At 41.3% G+C, this 15,234-nt stretch carries 16 protein-coding genes; 11 read left to right on the top strand and 5 right to left on the bottom strand.

Annotated elements, in window-relative coordinates:
• From V5804_RS01115 to V5804_RS01105, 3 genes are all read left to right on the top strand, one after another.
• Positions 1-978: a glycosyltransferase family 9 protein gene (locus V5804_RS01115; RefSeq protein ID WP_369589532.1), complete on the top strand. Its 978-nt coding sequence runs from the start codon at positions 1-3 to the stop codon at positions 976-978.
• Positions 979-1,077: 99 nt separating this feature from the next.
• Positions 1,078-1,725 (top strand): porin family protein, encoded by a 648-nt coding sequence (locus V5804_RS01110; RefSeq protein WP_369589531.1) that lies wholly within the window; start codon positions 1,078-1,080, stop codon positions 1,723-1,725.
• 17 nt (positions 1,726-1,742) lie between these two features.
• Positions 1,743-2,216, top strand: a complete 474-nt coding sequence (locus V5804_RS01105; RefSeq protein ID WP_369589530.1) for a histidine phosphatase family protein — start codon at positions 1,743-1,745, stop codon at positions 2,214-2,216.
• Positions 2,217-2,220: 4 nt separating this feature from the next.
• Here the strand turns inward: V5804_RS01105 and dprA are convergent, their stop codons facing one another.
• The 4 genes from dprA to V5804_RS01085 form a co-directional block, all read right to left on the bottom strand.
• On the bottom strand, positions 2,221-3,318 hold the full coding sequence (gene dprA / locus V5804_RS01100; protein WP_369589529.1) for a DNA-processing protein DprA: 1,098 nt from the start codon (positions 3,316-3,318) through the stop codon (positions 2,221-2,223).
• A gap of 82 nt (positions 3,319-3,400) precedes the next feature.
• Positions 3,401-4,033 carry a 16S rRNA (guanine(527)-N(7))-methyltransferase RsmG gene (gene rsmG, locus V5804_RS01095; RefSeq protein WP_369589528.1) on the bottom strand — a complete coding sequence of 211 codons (633 nt, stop codon included), beginning with the start codon at positions 4,031-4,033 and terminating at the stop codon, positions 3,401-3,403.
• Positions 4,023-4,637 (bottom strand): RNA polymerase sigma factor, encoded by a 615-nt coding sequence (locus V5804_RS01090; protein WP_369589527.1) that lies wholly within the window; start codon positions 4,635-4,637, stop codon positions 4,023-4,025. Before V5804_RS01090 ends, rsmG begins: the two co-directional genes overlap by 11 nt.
• Complete coding sequence (locus V5804_RS01085) at positions 4,628-5,746, bottom strand: glycosyltransferase (RefSeq protein ID WP_369589526.1); 1,119 nt, start codon at positions 5,744-5,746, stop codon at positions 4,628-4,630. The genes V5804_RS01090 and V5804_RS01085 overlap by 10 nt, the downstream gene beginning before the upstream one ends.
• Before the next feature lie 291 nt (positions 5,747-6,037).
• On the opposite strand from V5804_RS01085, the gene tgt reads away from it, so the two are divergent.
• The 5 genes from tgt (at position 6,038) to V5804_RS01060 (ending at position 10,942) form a co-directional block, all read left to right on the top strand.
• Positions 6,038-7,168 carry a tRNA guanosine(34) transglycosylase Tgt gene (gene tgt, locus V5804_RS01080; protein WP_369589525.1) on the top strand — a complete coding sequence of 377 codons (1,131 nt, stop codon included), beginning with the start codon at positions 6,038-6,040 and terminating at the stop codon, positions 7,166-7,168.
• Positions 7,168-8,265: an LptF/LptG family permease gene (locus V5804_RS01075; RefSeq protein ID WP_369589524.1), complete on the top strand. Its 1,098-nt coding sequence runs from the start codon at positions 7,168-7,170 to the stop codon at positions 8,263-8,265. The genes tgt and V5804_RS01075 overlap by 1 nt, the downstream gene beginning before the upstream one ends.
• 5 nt (positions 8,266-8,270) lie before the next feature.
• A complete protein-coding gene (locus V5804_RS01070; RefSeq protein ID WP_369589523.1) occupies positions 8,271-9,185 on the top strand; it encodes a DMT family transporter in 915 nt (304 codons plus the stop codon).
• A 588-nt stretch (positions 9,186-9,773) separates the two neighbouring features.
• Positions 9,774-10,052, top strand: coding sequence for a LapA family protein (locus V5804_RS01065; protein WP_369589522.1), 279 nt, complete (start codon positions 9,774-9,776; stop codon positions 10,050-10,052).
• A gap of 2 nt (positions 10,053-10,054) precedes the next feature.
• Positions 10,055-10,942, top strand: coding sequence for an NAD(P)-dependent oxidoreductase (locus V5804_RS01060; RefSeq protein WP_369589521.1), 888 nt, complete (start codon positions 10,055-10,057; stop codon positions 10,940-10,942).
• A 142-nt stretch (positions 10,943-11,084) separates the two neighbouring features.
• Here V5804_RS01060 and ispE read toward each other — a convergent pair whose 3' ends face one another.
• Positions 11,085-11,888, bottom strand: coding sequence for a 4-(cytidine 5'-diphospho)-2-C-methyl-D-erythritol kinase (gene ispE, locus V5804_RS01055; protein WP_369589520.1), 804 nt, complete (start codon positions 11,886-11,888; stop codon positions 11,085-11,087).
• A 98-nt stretch (positions 11,889-11,986) separates the two neighbouring features.
• Between ispE and V5804_RS01050 the strand changes: the two genes are divergently transcribed.
• Genes V5804_RS01050 through V5804_RS01040 form a run of 3 tightly spaced genes read left to right on the top strand, consistent with a single transcriptional unit; the run spans position 11,987 to position 15,225 of the window.
• Entirely contained in the window at positions 11,987-12,781 is a 795-nt protein-coding gene (locus V5804_RS01050; RefSeq protein WP_369589519.1) for a thymidylate synthase, read from the top strand.
• 54 nt (positions 12,782-12,835) lie between these two features.
• Entirely contained in the window at positions 12,836-14,740 is a 1,905-nt protein-coding gene (locus V5804_RS01045) for a M1 family metallopeptidase (RefSeq protein WP_369589518.1), read from the top strand.
• Between the two features lie 2 nt (positions 14,741-14,742).
• Entirely contained in the window at positions 14,743-15,225 is a 483-nt protein-coding gene (locus tag V5804_RS01040; protein WP_369589517.1) for a dihydrofolate reductase, read from the top strand.
• Positions 15,226-15,234: the final 9 nt, after the last annotated feature.

The raw sequence follows: 15,234 nt of genomic DNA, 5'->3' as shown, positions 1-15,234 counted from the left end.
TTGAAAAAACCGCTTAAAATATTGGTGGTCCGCCTGAGTTCGATGGGCGATATTATTTATACTACGCCGGTTGTGCGCTGTTTAAAGCTACAATTGCCGAATGCGGAAATCCATTTTTTAACCAAAGCCGCTTTTAAATATATTTATGAAGGAAACCCTTTTGTGGATAAATTGCTGTTGCTGGAAGACAGTTTGACCGAAACCATCCGTCAAATTAAAGCAGAAAATTATGACCAGATCATTGATCTGCACAACAATTTACGGACTGCAATCATCAAACTTCGTGTTGGCGTTTCTGCTTCAACCTACAAAAAACAACCTTTAAAAAAATGGTTTTTTTTAAAGTGGCGCTGGAATTTGGTTTCGGCCAAACATTTGGTAGAACGCTATATGGAGGCCGTTGAATTTTTGGGTGTGAAGAACGACCATCAACCCATCAATTATTATTTGAAGCAACAGTATGAGTTAAAAGATCTGCTGCCCGCTTCCCACCTGCCAGGTTTTGTGGTTTTTATCATCGGTGCCACGCATTTTACCAAACGGATGCCGAACGAAAAAGTAGCTGCCGTTTGCCGGGACATTGATTTGCCGGTTGTATTGCTTGGCGGATCGGACGTGCAGCAAAATGGCAATGTTGTTGCTTCTTTTACCGGCATAAAAACTTACAATGCCTGCGGCAAACTCACTTTGGATCAGTCGGTTTTCATCTTAACCAAAGCCCAAAAAATTATGGGTTTTGATACCGGTTTAACCCACATTGCCGAAGCTTTTGACCGCCCGATTGCTTCTATCTGGGGCAGCACTACACCGGATTTACTGGGCGTTTGGCCGTACGAAGCAAAAAACGCACAAGTTGTAGGCATTGATTTGTATTGCCGGCCTTGCTCTAAGTTTGGTTTGGAAAAATGCCCTTTAGGCCATTTTAAATGTATGCACGAAATCCCGAACCATCAGTTGGTTGATTTTGCAAACCAATGATAAAAAAACTTCAACTAATTGGTGCGAATGTTTAATTTTATAAAAGTGTTTTCTTTAATTAATTTCAAAATGTTAAAAAGGTATGGGCTTGTAATGTGCATGTTTGCATTGTTTGGAAAGCAACTTTCCGCCCAATCTGTCAAATTTGGAGCAACTGCGGGCATCAATTTTCCAACCATAAGTGCTTACAATAACCCAACCCATTCGATAGACCGGTCAAAAACTTACAGCAATATTAAATTGGGGATCATTGCCGAAAAACAATGGACAAAAGTAGTATTGCAGTCCGGTTTGCTATTGGATGGCAAAGGCGGAAAAGACATTTACATCAACGAGGAAACAAGCACCAACCGGCAAAAAGCTACCCGCTTGTATTACCTCCAAGTTCCGCTGAATTTACTGTACAGAACACAAACTAAAATCGGGGATTTGTATTTTGGCGGAGGCGTTTATGCAGCCTACGGACTTTGGGGAAATTACTCGCTTTCGGGGATTATTTTTGATTCGGATGTGGACGGAAGCACCAAAGCACAATTTGGGAACGATGAAAACAGCGACTATAAACGCACCGATTATGGCATCAATTTTAAAACAGAGATACGCTTTTTACATGGGATTGGCTTGGAGCTGGACTATGAATATGGTTTAAAAGATATTGCTACACCGGGAATTTACGACGATGCCAATTTAAAAACACGGAACAAAGTTTTCGGCGTAGGGATTTCTTACCTATTCAAACACAAATAACAATACTTCTTTTACCGATGAAAATTTTAGTACTGATCCGCCATGCCGAGGCCGAAAACAATTTGGAAAAAACATCTGATTTTAACCGGCCTTTGACCACTACCGGCAAAAGCGACGCGGTAAAAATGGCCGGACTTTTAAAAAAACTGGGTATTTTGAAACCATTTTTTGTCAGCAGTTTGGCCCTGCGCGCTTTAACTACGGCAAATATTTTCAGCAATACTTTCAATGCAGAAGAACCAGAAAAAAACAAAAGAATTTATGAGGCGGAAGTTGAAGCTTTATTAGCCGTAATAAATTCGATTGACAACCAAAAACAGACTGCAGCTTTGGTAGCGCACAATCCCGGCATCAGCAACTTATTGTATTGTTTAACCGGAAGAATGACGACGATGCAAACATGTGCTTTTGCTATAATTACTTTTGATAAAGAACATTGGAACGAAGTAAGTGCCGGAACCGGGAAACTGCTGCAATATTCATTTCCTTAAAAAACTACCGCACCAAACTATAAGCCTTGCCAGGCAAAGAACGCACCAAGCCTTGCATTTCCAAATTCAACAAGTTCATGGCCAGCGTACTTACAGAAATATTGGTTCGGATGGCCAGGTCATCAATCCCCATTTGTTCTGAAACTTTCAGCGTATCAAATATTTGTTTTTCATCTGTCGAAAGGTTTAAAGGAAACAACAATTGCTGGGTTTTTAAAGGTTTTACATCGTCCAGCCAACCCAATTGCGTGGCCAAATCATCATAACCGGTGAGCAAACCGGCTTTGTTAAAACGCACCAAAAAGTTGCAGCCTTCCGAAAATTCGTCGCCAATCCTTCCGGGAAAAGTAAAAACATCACGGTTGTACGAATTGGCAATTTCCGCAGTAATCAATGCGCCACCTTTGATGCTGGCTTCCACCACTACGGTTGCATCCGTCATTCCTGCAATAATCCGGTTACGTTTTGGGAAGTTTTCCCGGTCGGGATTTGTTTCTGAAGGAAATTCGGTGAGCAAGCCACCGTTTTCCAGCATCTTTTCCGCCGTGTTTCGATGTTGTGCCGGATACAAACGGTCTAAACCATGGCCCAAAATCCCGATGGTTGGCAAGTTATGTTTTACACAAGCTTTGTGCGTACAAATATCAATGCCGTAAGCCAAACCGCTAACCACGGTAACATCAAAAGCTTTTAAATGGGCAACGAGTTCTTCGCAAATCTGTTTTCCGTAAGGCGTTGCATGGCGTGTTCCAACAATGCTTATGACGCGCTGCCTGTTTAAATCGGCGTTGCCTTTATAAAAAAGCAGCATGGGCGAATCCACACAGCTTTTTAACCTTTTGGGATAGGTCTTATCGGTATAAAAAATCGCCTGGATTTTATTCCGCTCCAAAAACTTCAACTCCTTTTCGGCACGCGTAAAACAGATTGGGTTAAGGATGGCAGCAGCCATTTTTGGGCCGATACCGGGAATAAACAACAGTTTGTGTTTGGGGATTTTGAAAATTTCCTCCGCACTGCCGCAATAACTCAACAGGTTTTTGGCGAGGACATCCCCAATCCCGGGAACAAATTTTAAGGCAAGCTGGTGTAGTAAAGACATAAATACTTTCGCCCTAAATTAAAAATTTATTTTAAAGTATAAATGCCGATGCTTCTTTTATCGGTATAAAATTGGTGAAGGGTTATTGGAAAGCCTGAACGTAAACCACTTTCTTCGTCTCAAAAAAATCTTCTTCAAAATAATTACTCAACTCAAATAGCTTCACTTTTAAACCTGATTCTTTGATTTCATGCTGCAAATCGCCGCCTTTTAAATACAAGATTCCGTTTTTGAGTTGGTTTTTAGATTGTTGGTTAAACTTAACTTTCACCCAGGGATAAAAATCTTTCAACTGCGTTACGGCGCGGGAAATCACGAAATCAAATTTTTCATCAATTTCTTCGGCGCGCGCATGTGTGGCTTTTACATTGTTGAGGCCGATTGTTTGCGAAACTTCTTTTACCACCTTAATTTTTTTGCCGATGGAATCAACCAGGTGAAAATTAGTTTTGGGAAAAAGAATGGCCAAAGGAACACCAGGAAAACCGCCGCCGGTGCCAACATCCAAAACAGTTTCTCCAGGCAAAAAACTGCAAACTTTGGCAATACCAAGTGAGTGCAATACGTGCCGTTCGTACAACAAATCAATATCTTTTCGGGAGATGACGTTAATTTGTTCGTTCCAAAAATGGTAAAGCGGCTGCAATTGCTCAAATTGCTGTTGCTGTTGCGGGGTTAAATCAGGAAAATATTTAAGGATCAGGTCAAAAGTCACTATTGATATCTTTTCGCCTGCGGTTCAACACGTTTGATAATAAATCGCGCGCCCTAAATAATTGCGCTTTTACGGTTCCCAAAGGCAAATCCAGCTCTTTTGCAATTTCATCGTAGGACAGTTCTTCAAAATAACGCAGCATAATCAGGTTGCGGTAACGCTGCGGCAAACCTTCCACAATCATTTTCAGTTCGGATGCCTGTTGTTTTTTGATGGAAGATTCTTCCGGGTTCAGCGTGTCGGATTTGATTTGCAGCGGCTGGTTGTTGCCTTCTTCGTCCACCAAACGGTCAATAGAAAGCGTGTTCAGCTTTTTTTTGCGGATAAAATCAATACAATTGTTGGTGGCGATACGGAAAAGCCAGGTGCTGAAAGCAAATTCAGGCTGGTACTTATCCAGTTTTTGAAAGGCTTTGCCAAAGGTTTCCACAGTCAAATCCTGCGCATCGTCCTTATTGTTTACCATTTTCAAAACCATAAAATAGATTGATTCTTTGTAACGCTGCATCAAATCGGCATAAGCTTTTTGCTCGCCGTTTTTGGCACGCACCACCAAATTAAAATCGTTCTTTGCGTTTTCAGAGAAGTTAACGTTTATTTCCATTTCAGATTTTTTGTAACTGAGCCAACAACACCAAATACATTTAAATAAACATAGTAAAACAAATCTAAAATCGGAAACCACCAAACGAGGTCTTTGGCATCCAGTTTTCTAAATATTGCCGGGTAAAAGAAGCATTGTACCATCAAACGGAAAATAAAGATGCCGGTTACAATCCAGGGCTCAAATTTAAAGATTAATAAAACCGTTAGAAAGATATAAAAAAGAAATCCGCTCAAAGCATCTAAAGTAATTAATGTGCGGTTTTTTGCTTTGTAATACTTCCCGACACCCATGTGCCGCCTTTTTTGGCGGTAATAGGCCGCCAAACCCTTTTTTGTTTCGCTAAAAGTTTGTGCTTCCGGCGAGATTTGGATCGCTGTATTGATAGCTGTTGCGTTTTGGTTGATAAACAAATCATCGTCGCCCGAAAGCAGGTGCAAATGCGCGGCAAAACCTTTCGAACGAAAAAACAAAGTTTTGGTATAAGCCAAATTGCGGCCAACGCCCATATATGGTTTGTTGTGCAAGGCAGCCGAAAGATAACTGATTGCTGTTTTTACCGTCTCAAACCGGATAAACGTATTTAAAAAGCCACCGGTTTTGCGGTAAGGCGAATAGCCAAGGACGATTTCTTTTTCCTGGGAAAAACCGGCTTGCATCAGTTCGATCCATTGATCGGAAGCTGGTTTGCAATCGGCATCTGTCAGCAACAAGTATTCGTTTTTTGCTGCTTTGATGCCCATCGTTAAAGCAAACTTTTTGCCGGTTTTAAAACGCTTGTGTTCTGTTACGGTAACTACTTTTAAATTTTTGTAACTGTTTTTAAACTGATCGAGAACGTGTGCCGAATCGTCAACCGAGCAATCGTTCACTACAATTACTTCAAAATCAGCATAATTTTGTGCGAGGATGAGCGGCAGGTTTTCCTGCAGGTTTTGCGCTTCGTTTCGCGCACAAATAATCACCGAAACCGGTAAAATTTGGTTGGAAGGAGAACTGTTGCTGTTTGCCCATTTTAAAATTCCTTGCCGGTAAACCAGGAAATAAAGCTGAACAACAAAACAGACTTGGAACAGCGCAAACAGTAGATAAGGTAAAAGTATTTCCAATGGTAAACCAAATTTCGGCTGGCAAATTTCTTAAAAATTAACCACAATCCGGTATAGCCAAAGCAATTATCCTTTGCTAAATGGTTTGAGAATGTTTAAAATTTACTTATCCAAGTTTCGATGCTTCTTTTATCGCCTAAAAATTGGTGCGCAACTGGGTTTTGATTTGTTTAGGTTAATCCGGACACCAATTTTTATAGGGTAAAAGAAGCATTGACATTTTTTCTTGTATAAATTTAAACAGGCTCTTTTATTTTCTAATTTTGCGGCACAATTGGTGTTTTACGATAAATGAAGTTTCAGCAGATTGCCCTCGACCCAAATTCTAAAGCCCGGGCAGGAGAAATTACCACCGACCACGGAACGATACAAACACCGATTTTTATGCCGGTTGGCACCGCAGGAACGGTAAAAGCCGTCCATCAGCGCGAATTGGCGGATGATGTTTTAGCACAGATTATCCTCGGAAATACTTATCACCTTTATTTGCGGCCAGGTTTAAATACACTGGAAAAAGCAGGCGGGCTGCATCAGTTTATGAATTGGGACAAACCGATTTTAACGGATAGCGGCGGTTACCAGGTTTATTCGCTAACGGAAGTCCGCAAAATTAAAGAAGAAGGCGTAACCTTTCGTTCGCATATTGACGGTTCGAGGCATTTGTTTACACCTGAAAATGTGATGGACACCCAGCGGACTATCGGTGCCGATATCATCATGGCTTTTGATGAATGCACGCCTTACCCCTGCGAATATGGTTATGCGCGCCGCTCCATCGAAATGACGCACCGCTGGCTAAAACGCTGCTGCGACCGTTTTGATTCGACAGAACCGAAATACGCCCATTCGCAAACCTTGTTTCCGATTGTGCAGGGTTCGGTTTATAAAGATCTGCGCGAAAAATCAGCAGAAGTAATTGCTTCTTTTGAACGCGAAGGCAATGCGATTGGCGGTTTATCCGTTGGCGAACCGGCCGAAGAAATGTACGCGATGACCGAAGTGGTTTGCAACATCCTCCCCCAAAACAAACCGCGTTATTTGATGGGCGTTGGCACTCCGGTTAATTTGCTCGAAAATATTGCGCTTGGTATTGATATGTTTGATTGCGTAATGCCGACAAGAAACGCCCGAAACGGAATGCTTTTTACCTGGAACGGCATCATCAACATTAAAAACGAAAAATGGAAAAACGATTTTTCGGCCATTGATGAAAGCAGTGCTTTGTTTGCCGATAAAAATTATACAAAGGCTTATCTTCGGCACTTGATCCATTCCGGCGAAATGCTTGGCGCACAGATTGCCACCTTGCACAATTTGCATTTTTATTTGGCATTGGTAAAAGAAGCACGGCAACAAATCATCGCCGGCACGTTTTACAATTGGAAAAATAGTATGGTAAAAACAGTATCACAACGGTTGTAATGCGGAAACTAACGCATCGTTATTTAAAAATCATTGATTGGTATATCATCAATAAATACCTCGGCACGTTTTTTTTTACGCTTGGGATATTTCTCGTCATCATTGTTGTTTTTGATATTTCAGAAAAGCTGGACGATTTTTTAAAACACGATTTGGGTTTTTGGGATATTGTTACGCAGTATTATTTCGGCTTTATCCCCTTTTACCTTAACTTTTTATCGCCGCTGATCAACTTTATCGCCGTTATTTTCTTTACCGCAAAAATGGCCGACCAAACCGAGATCGTTCCTATTTTAAGCGGAGGCGCGAGTTTTAACCGGTTTTTGCGGCCTTATTTCTTCGCTTCGTCTATTATTTTTATTGTTTCGCTGGTTTTTAACGTTTTCATCATTCCGCATACCAACCAGCTTAAAACCAGTTTCGAGAACAAATATGTAAGCAACGGCAACAGCGAGCAGAAAAGTGAAGTGCACATGCAGTTGGACAAAAATACGTTTGTGTACCTGCAGTCTTTTGAACAATCGCAGCATACCGGCTATCAGTTTGTATTAGAAAAATTTAACGGTGATACGCTGAAAGAAAAAATCATGTCCACGCGCATCAGTTATGATTCGTTAAAAAGGGTATGGTCCATGCTTGATTATTCCATCCGCTACGTTAACGGCTTAAAAGAAAAAATGGTAAACGGCACCAAAAAAGACACGGTTTTGGATATGCGTCCCATTGATTTTGAGGCCCGTAACAATATAGATGCCCAGCCATTGAAGGAGCTGAACGCAAATATTGAAAAAGAAAAAATCCGTGGCACTGGTAATTTGGTTGATTTGCGGTACGAAAAATTTCAACGCTTTGTTTACCCGCTTTCTGCGTATGTTTTAACGCTAATCGGCGTTGCCATGTCTTCCAGAAAAGTGCGCGGCGGCATTGGTTTGCCTTTGGGAATCGGCATTTTTTTATGCTTTGCCTACATTGTTACCGTACAGTTTTCTAAAGTTTTTGCCTTAAAGGGAGGTTTGCCGCCTATCATTGCTGTTTTTATCCCTGATATTATTTTCGGGATTCTCGGCATTTACCTGCTCCGTAATGCACCAAAATAAATGAAATGAAATTTAAAACCGCTTTAAGCCCTTTAGAAAAAAACCTGCTGATCTTGCATGGTACTGTTTTTATCTGGGGATTTACCGGGATTTTGGGCGCATTGATTTCTGTTTCCGCTTTTTATCTGGTTTGGTACCGGCTGCTCATTGCCTCTTTATCGCTTTTGCTGTACTTAGTTTTTGCCAAAGTTAAGTTTAAGGTAGATTGGAAAACGTTTTTGCAGCTTGCCTGCACCGGGGCTTTGGTTGGGATGCACTGGCTGCTTTTTTTTCAATCCATTAAAATTTCGACGGTATCGGTAACGCTGGTCTGCCTTTCGTCCATCACTTTGTTTACGGCTGTTTTTGAGCCTTTGGTAACCAATAAAAAAATTTCACGGTTGGAGATTTTGGCCGGGCTGATGATTATTTGCGGCATTGTTTTGATCTTTAAATTTGAATCTCAATACACGAAGGGTATTATTTTAGGCTTGATCAGTGCGGCCACAGCAAGTATATTTTCGATCATCAACGCGCAATTGGTCAAGCAAAAACCCGCGCCTGTTATTGCCTTTTACGAACTTACAGGCGCGTTTTTCTGGCTCTCGGTTTACCTGTTTTTTATGGGCGGTTTTAAAACTTCCTTGCGTTTAAGCAGCAATGATTTTGCGTATCTGCTCCTGCTCGGAACCGTTTGTACCTCTGTTGCTTACGTTGCCGGCGTTTCTGTGATGCGCCAGTTGTCCGCTTTCCGGGTTGCTTTGGTTACCAATTTAGAGCCGGTTTACGGAATTATCATGGCTTTTATCTTTTTTGGCGACCTTAAAAAGATGACGCCCGGCTTTTGGATCGGAGCTATTTTAATCCTTTCCACCATATTTTTGTTTCCGGTTGCCCAACAAAAATTGGCTAATTATCGCCTCAAGAAACAAAACACTTAACATTCTTCTTTTTTTAAGTTCTGTCGTGTTCCTCAAAACACATCTGTTATCAATTTTTGTCTGCTAAAAAGAGTATTTGCACACGGGTACTATTATTTTGGCCGATGCTTCTTTTACCCCTATAATTTTGGAGAAATCATAAAAACCTATTCAAAACGAATTGATTTTGAAATTAATATATTACTGATAATCAAACAATCATAAAATTTAATTACAGAAACAATAAAAGCAAAAGAAAGATTAACACAAAAATAGAACTACAATTTTTAGCAAAAGCTATTTTAACCTTAATTATTTCTTTTAGTATATTATTTATCAAAGCTTTAGTAATAAGCTTTTAAACAAATGATAGAGTTTTTAAAACGGCAGCTTAAAAAGAATTGGTGCTGCTGCAGCGAAGGTTTAACTACCGGTAACCGAAGAGAATAACTGAATTTTTATTGCACCAAAACCAATATGAGTAGTACAAAGCGCATACCAAAATTTGCTTTTCTTTTTAATTATTAGTTATTGTTTTTTAAAAGCAGAAATTAGCTTGCTTTGACCTAAAACAACCCGTAAAAACGAAATGTTAATCCAATCAAAATCATGAGGGCGAAAACTTTATTTGTGGTGGTGCTAACGGTGCTGGTTACCGTTGTCCTGATGCAAAATGCGGACGAAGTAAAATTCAAGGTTTTGTTCTGGGAAATGTATTTGCCCAAATTAGTCATCATGACGGGCGTTGGCGCCATCGGTATCATTTTGGGTTTTATGATGGGCAGCCCTTCCAAATCAAAAAACAACAACACAAACCAATCAAATCAAAACAACTTGCCTCCTTACGATACACTAAGCCAGGAAGACCGGGATTACATCAGCGATTAAAAATGAAAGAAAAAATAGGGTTTATAGGATTGGGCAACATGGGTTTGCCCATGGCCAAAAATTTGATTAAAGCAGGTTACACTTTGCAGGTTTACAACCGTACGGCATCAAAAGCTGATGAGTTGGAGCAGACAGCCGTTACCGTTTGCAACTCGCCGGAAGAAGCGGCAACGGATGTGCAATATGTGGTTACGATGCTTTCCGAAGACGGAATTTTAGAAGAAGCGGTGAGCGGAGAAAAAGGCTTGCTAAAATCATTAAAACAAGGCGCCGTACATATTTCGATGAGTACCATTTCGCCCGAAACTTCTGTTAAATTAAATGCTTTGCACCAGCAAAACGGATCGCATTATTTAACTGCGCCGGTTTTTGGCCGACCGGAAGCAGCGGCTGCACAGAAACTTTGGATTTGCACCTCTGGAAATTCATCCATAAAAGAAGCAGCAAAACCGATTTTAGAAAGCATGGGGCAAGGCGTGGTAGATTTTGGTGAAGAACCGGGAAATGCCAACGTGGTAAAGATTGCCGGAAATTTTATGATCATGGCTTCCATGGAAATGATGGCCGAAGCTTTCACATTAGGCGAAAAAAACGGTATTGACCCCAAAAAAATGGCCGACTTTTTTGGTTCTACTTTGTTCAATGCACCAATTTATCAGAATTATGGTAAGCTGATCGCCAACAAACAATACGAGCCGGTTGGGTTTAAGGCGAAGCTGGGTTTTAAAGATGCCCGTTTAGCTTTTACTTTGGCACAAAAAAGCGAAACGCCAATGCCAATGGCTGCAATTATACACAACCGTTTGCTTACAGCTATTGCAAAAGGCCAGGGCGACAAAGATTGGGTAGAAGGTTTTGGCCACGGCGTTACGGATGATGCCGGATTGTAATTTGTGGGTTTTGTCATGCTGAACTTGTTTCAGTATCTCACAAGCAAGGCTTAAAACTTGTTCTGATGACAATCTGTATGATGAGATGCCAAAATAAATTCGGCATGACAAAGCGAATCAAAATCCGCATTTGTAAATCAACCTAAACAGCATAAAAAACCTGGTTTGCTTTTTCCAATTCCTGCAAATTGGGTTTTTTGCTGAAAATACCAAATACCGAAGCCCCGCTCCCGCTCATGGCGGCATAAATTGCGCCATGCTGGTACAATGCTTCTTTTACCACCTTAATTTTAGGATGATGTTGAAAAACAGATCGTTCAAAATCGTTTTTAATCAGGTCTTTCCATTCTTCAACCGGGCGTTTTATGGCAAGCTTTAAATCATGAATTGAAGGCGCAGGACGAACGCCACTGTAAGCTTCGGCCGTAGAAACATGAACGGGCGGCATCACTAAAACCAAATGATACGCGGAAAGATTGAGTTCGATTTTCTCAAACCAATCTCCTTTTCCAAAAGCAAAAACCGGTTTATTGCCGATAAAAAAAGCACAATCGGCACCCAATTGCCGCGCGTAATTTTCCATTGCTTCTGTACTTAATCCGATTTCGCAAACTTCATTCAACAGTTTGATGAAAAAACCGGCATCGGCAGAGCCTCCGCCTAAACCTGCACCAATCGGGATATTTTTATGGAGATGAATATTGACCGGCGGCAAATCGTGATCCTTTTTTATCAAATGATACGCTTTCAAACACAAATTATCGTTTGCATTTCCGGGAATTGCATTGCCGGAAGAAGTAAAGCGCAGTTCATCACTCAACACAATTTCCAGCGCATCTTTGATTTGTATCGGGTAAAAAACGGTTTCCAAATTGTGGTAACCATCTGCCCGGCGTTCAACCACATTTAAACCAATATTTATTTTTGCGTTGGGGAAAATGACCATGTGTTGATAAACCTAATTTTAAACATTAATAGGATTCCAAAAATAGATTATTTTTCTTTGTGGCTGCGTGATGCTTCTTTTATCACATAAAAATCAAAATGAAACAATACCAGGATTTGATGCGCCACGTTTTGGAAACCGGCAACCAAAAACACGACCGAACCGGCACCGGAACCATCAGTGTTTTTGGCTACCAAATGCGCTTTAATTTGCAGGAAGGTTTCCCGGTAGTTACCACGAAAAAGCTGCATTTAAAATCCATCATCCACGAATTGTTGTGGTTTTTGAGCGGCGATACGAACATTAACTATCTGAAAGACAACGGCGTAAAAATTTGGGACGAATGGGCGGATGCCGATGGAAATCTCGGTCCGGTTTATGGTTACCAGTGGCGCAGCTGGCCAACGCCGGATGGAAACCACATTGATCAAATTAGTCAAGTGGTTCAGCAATTGAAAAACAACCCGGATTCTCGCCGCATAATCGTTTCGGCCTGGAATGTGGCTGATGTGAATAAAATGGCGTTGCCGCCCTGCCATTGTTTGTTCCAGTTTTATGTGGCGGATGGAAAATTATCTTGTCAATTGTATCAAAGAAGCGCTGATATTTTTCTGGGCGTTCCGTTCAATATTGCTTCCTACGCTTTGCTTACGCTGATGCTGGCACAGGTTTGCGATCTGGATCCAGGCGATTTTATCCATACTTTGGGCGATGCACACATCTACAACAACCACATCGAACAAGCGAATTTACAGTTAAGCCGCGAGCCGAAAAAACTGCCGACGATGAAAATTAATCCTGATGTAAAAGATATTTTCGGTTTTAAATTTGAAGATTTTACGTTGGAAAATTATGAAGCCTGGCCGCATATTAAAGGTGCGGTTGCAGTTTAAATAGCAAAATCGAACAAAAAAGCGCAATGCTTCTTTTACCCCTATAAAATTGGTATGAAATTCAACGGTCAATCTAAAATTATTTCTTCAGTAAGTTTGTTGCTGATTTTTGTTTGTTGCACAAAAAGCTTTGGCCAAAACCTGCCGATGCCGCCCGATATCCAAAAAGCTTTTCAAAAAGGCACGCATTTAACCAACGGCAAGCCGGGCAAAAACTACTGGCAAAATCACGGCAATTATAATATTTCGATTACTGCAAATCCGCCGGGAAGGAATATCAGCGGAACGGAAGACATTACTTATTTTAACAACAGCCCGGATACGTTGATGACTTTGGTGATGCGCCTCGTGCAAAATATCCACAAACGCGGCACCCGGAGAAACCCGAACAGCCAAGCGGATACGCTGAGCAACGGAATTGTGATTGACCAATTCAAAATAAACGGAAAAACCAAACCGCTGCCGGATAATGAAGGCCATTACACCTGGCAAAACGTGGATTTAGACAAGCCTTTGCTACCGCACGATTCGATCAAGCTCAACGTTGACTGGCATTTCTACATTTCGCCGCAAAAAGGCCGTGAAGGTATTTTGGATGAAACGACTTACTTCCTGGCCTATTATTATCCGCGCGTTTCGGTTTATGATGATTACAACGGCTGGGACCGCTTGGATTTTACCGGAGGGCGCGAGTTTTACAACGATTTTAACAACTACAATTTACAAGTTACCGTTCCGAAAAACTTTGTGGTTTGGGCAACCGGAACTTTACAAAACCCGAATGAAGTTTTAAATCCGGCTTATGCACAAAGGTTAAATCAATCTATGACGGCTGATTCTGTCATTCACATCGCAACAAAAAACGAATTGCTAAACCATCAGGTTACGGCCCAAAACGCAACCAACACCTGGAAATGGAAAGCCAACGATATTACCGATGTTGCTTTGGCTTTGAGCGACCATTATGATTGGGACGCGAGCAGCACAATTGTGGACGAAAAAACAAACCGCCGTGCAAGTGTACAAGCGGCTTACAATGACGATGCTGCGGATTTCCACCAAATGGTTCGTTATGGGCAACACGCTTTAAACTGGTTTTCAAAAAACTGGCCGGGCGTGCCTTATCCTTTTCCAAAAACAACCATCGTTCAGGGTTTTGCGGATATGGAATACCCGATGATGGTGAACGACGACACGAACCGCGACACCACTTTTTCGCGTTTTGTGGCGGAACATGAAATTGCGCACACCTGGTTTCCGTTTTACATGGGCATCAACGAATCAAGTTACGGTTTTATGGACGAAGGCTGGGCAACCACGCTGGAATATTTAATTGGCATAGAGGATTTGGGAAAAGAAAAAGCTTCCGAAAACTTCAAACAATTTCGCGTGAACCGCTGGATTAAAAACCGGAATTTAAAAACGATACAAGTGCCAATCGTAACGCGCGGCGAATTAACGCCGGGAAATATTTTGGGCGATAACGAATACGGAAAAGCTGCTTTGGCTTATCTGGCTTTGAAAGATATGCTGGGCGATGCGCTTTTCAAAAAAAGTTTGCATGAATTTATGGGCCGCTGGCATGGCAAACATCCAATTCCCTGGGATTTCTTTTATTCGATGAGCAACGCTTCGGGCAAAAACCTCGACTGGTTTTGGAACAATTGGTTTTTCTCGTCCAATTATATTGACCTTTCTATCCAAACATTAAACCCGGCCAAAAAAGGAGACACTTTAACGGTAGATAACGTTGGCGGTTTTGCGGTTCCTTTTGATGTGAACGTTACTTATGCCGATGGTTCAACCCACACTTTTCACCAAACGCCGACAGTTTGGGAGAAAAACCAGAAACAAGCCACGATACTTCTTTTATCACCTAAAAAAATAAGTTCGGTAAATATTGATGGCGGAATTTTTATGGATGCCGATACCAGCAACAACACTTTAACTGTAAAATAACCATGTTGATTTCCCTTGTGGTAGCTGTTGCGGCCAATAACGCCATCGGCAAAAACAACCAATTGCTTTGGCATTTGCCCGCTGATTTGAAACATTTTAAACAGATTACGACCGGGCATACTGTTTTTATGGGCAGAAAAACTTACGAATCCATCGGCAAACCGTTGCCAAACAGAAGGAACATCGTCATCAGTAGAAATATAAAAGAAATTAAAGGCTGCGAAGTTGCACCGTCGCTGGAAGAAGCGCTTCTTTTAGCAGGTAAAAATGAGGAAGTGATGGTGATCGGCGGCGCAACAATTTACAATTTAGCCCTGCCATTAGCCAATTGCATTTATCTCACCAAAATTCATCATGAGTTTGAGGCCGATACTTTTTTCCCGGAAATTGATCCAAACCAATGGCGGGAAAGCAGCCGTGAGGATTTTTCTCCGGACGAAAAAAACCTTCTTGCTTATTCTTTCATCACACTAAACCGTCGGTAAATTGCTGAT

This window comes from Mucilaginibacter sp., assembly GCF_041088075.1.
Classification (GTDB): domain Bacteria; phylum Bacteroidota; class Bacteroidia; order Sphingobacteriales; family Sphingobacteriaceae; genus Mucilaginibacter_A.
This window is presented reverse-complemented; position numbering and strand designations above follow the sequence as displayed.

Excerpts from the sequence above, each read along its gene's own strand:
- V5804_RS01110 (WP_369589531.1), top strand. The coding sequence starts at position 1,078 with ATGTTTGCATTGTTTGGAAAGCAACTTTCCGCCCAATCTGTCAAATTT.
- V5804_RS01105 (WP_369589530.1), top strand. The coding sequence starts at position 1,743 with ATGAAAATTTTAGTACTGATCCGCCATGCCGAGGCCGAAAACAATTTG.
- dprA (WP_369589529.1), bottom strand. The coding sequence starts at position 3,318 with ATGTCTTTACTACACCAGCTTGCCTTAAAATTTGTTCCCGGGATTGGG.
- V5804_RS01090 (WP_369589527.1), bottom strand. The coding sequence starts at position 4,637 with ATGGAAATAAACGTTAACTTCTCTGAAAACGCAAAGAACGATTTTAAT.
- tgt (WP_369589525.1), top strand. The coding sequence starts at position 6,038 with ATGAAGTTTCAGCAGATTGCCCTCGACCCAAATTCTAAAGCCCGGGCA.
- V5804_RS01075 (WP_369589524.1), top strand. The coding sequence starts at position 7,168 with ATGCGGAAACTAACGCATCGTTATTTAAAAATCATTGATTGGTATATC.
- V5804_RS01070 (WP_369589523.1), top strand. The coding sequence starts at position 8,271 with ATGAAATTTAAAACCGCTTTAAGCCCTTTAGAAAAAAACCTGCTGATC.
- V5804_RS01065 (WP_369589522.1), top strand. The coding sequence starts at position 9,774 with ATGAGGGCGAAAACTTTATTTGTGGTGGTGCTAACGGTGCTGGTTACC.
- V5804_RS01060 (WP_369589521.1), top strand. The coding sequence starts at position 10,055 with ATGAAAGAAAAAATAGGGTTTATAGGATTGGGCAACATGGGTTTGCCC.
- ispE (WP_369589520.1), bottom strand. The coding sequence starts at position 11,888 with ATGGTCATTTTCCCCAACGCAAAAATAAATATTGGTTTAAATGTGGTT.
- V5804_RS01050 (WP_369589519.1), top strand. The coding sequence starts at position 11,987 with ATGAAACAATACCAGGATTTGATGCGCCACGTTTTGGAAACCGGCAAC.
- V5804_RS01045 (WP_369589518.1), top strand. The coding sequence starts at position 12,836 with ATGAAATTCAACGGTCAATCTAAAATTATTTCTTCAGTAAGTTTGTTG.
- V5804_RS01040 (WP_369589517.1), top strand. The coding sequence starts at position 14,743 with ATGTTGATTTCCCTTGTGGTAGCTGTTGCGGCCAATAACGCCATCGGC.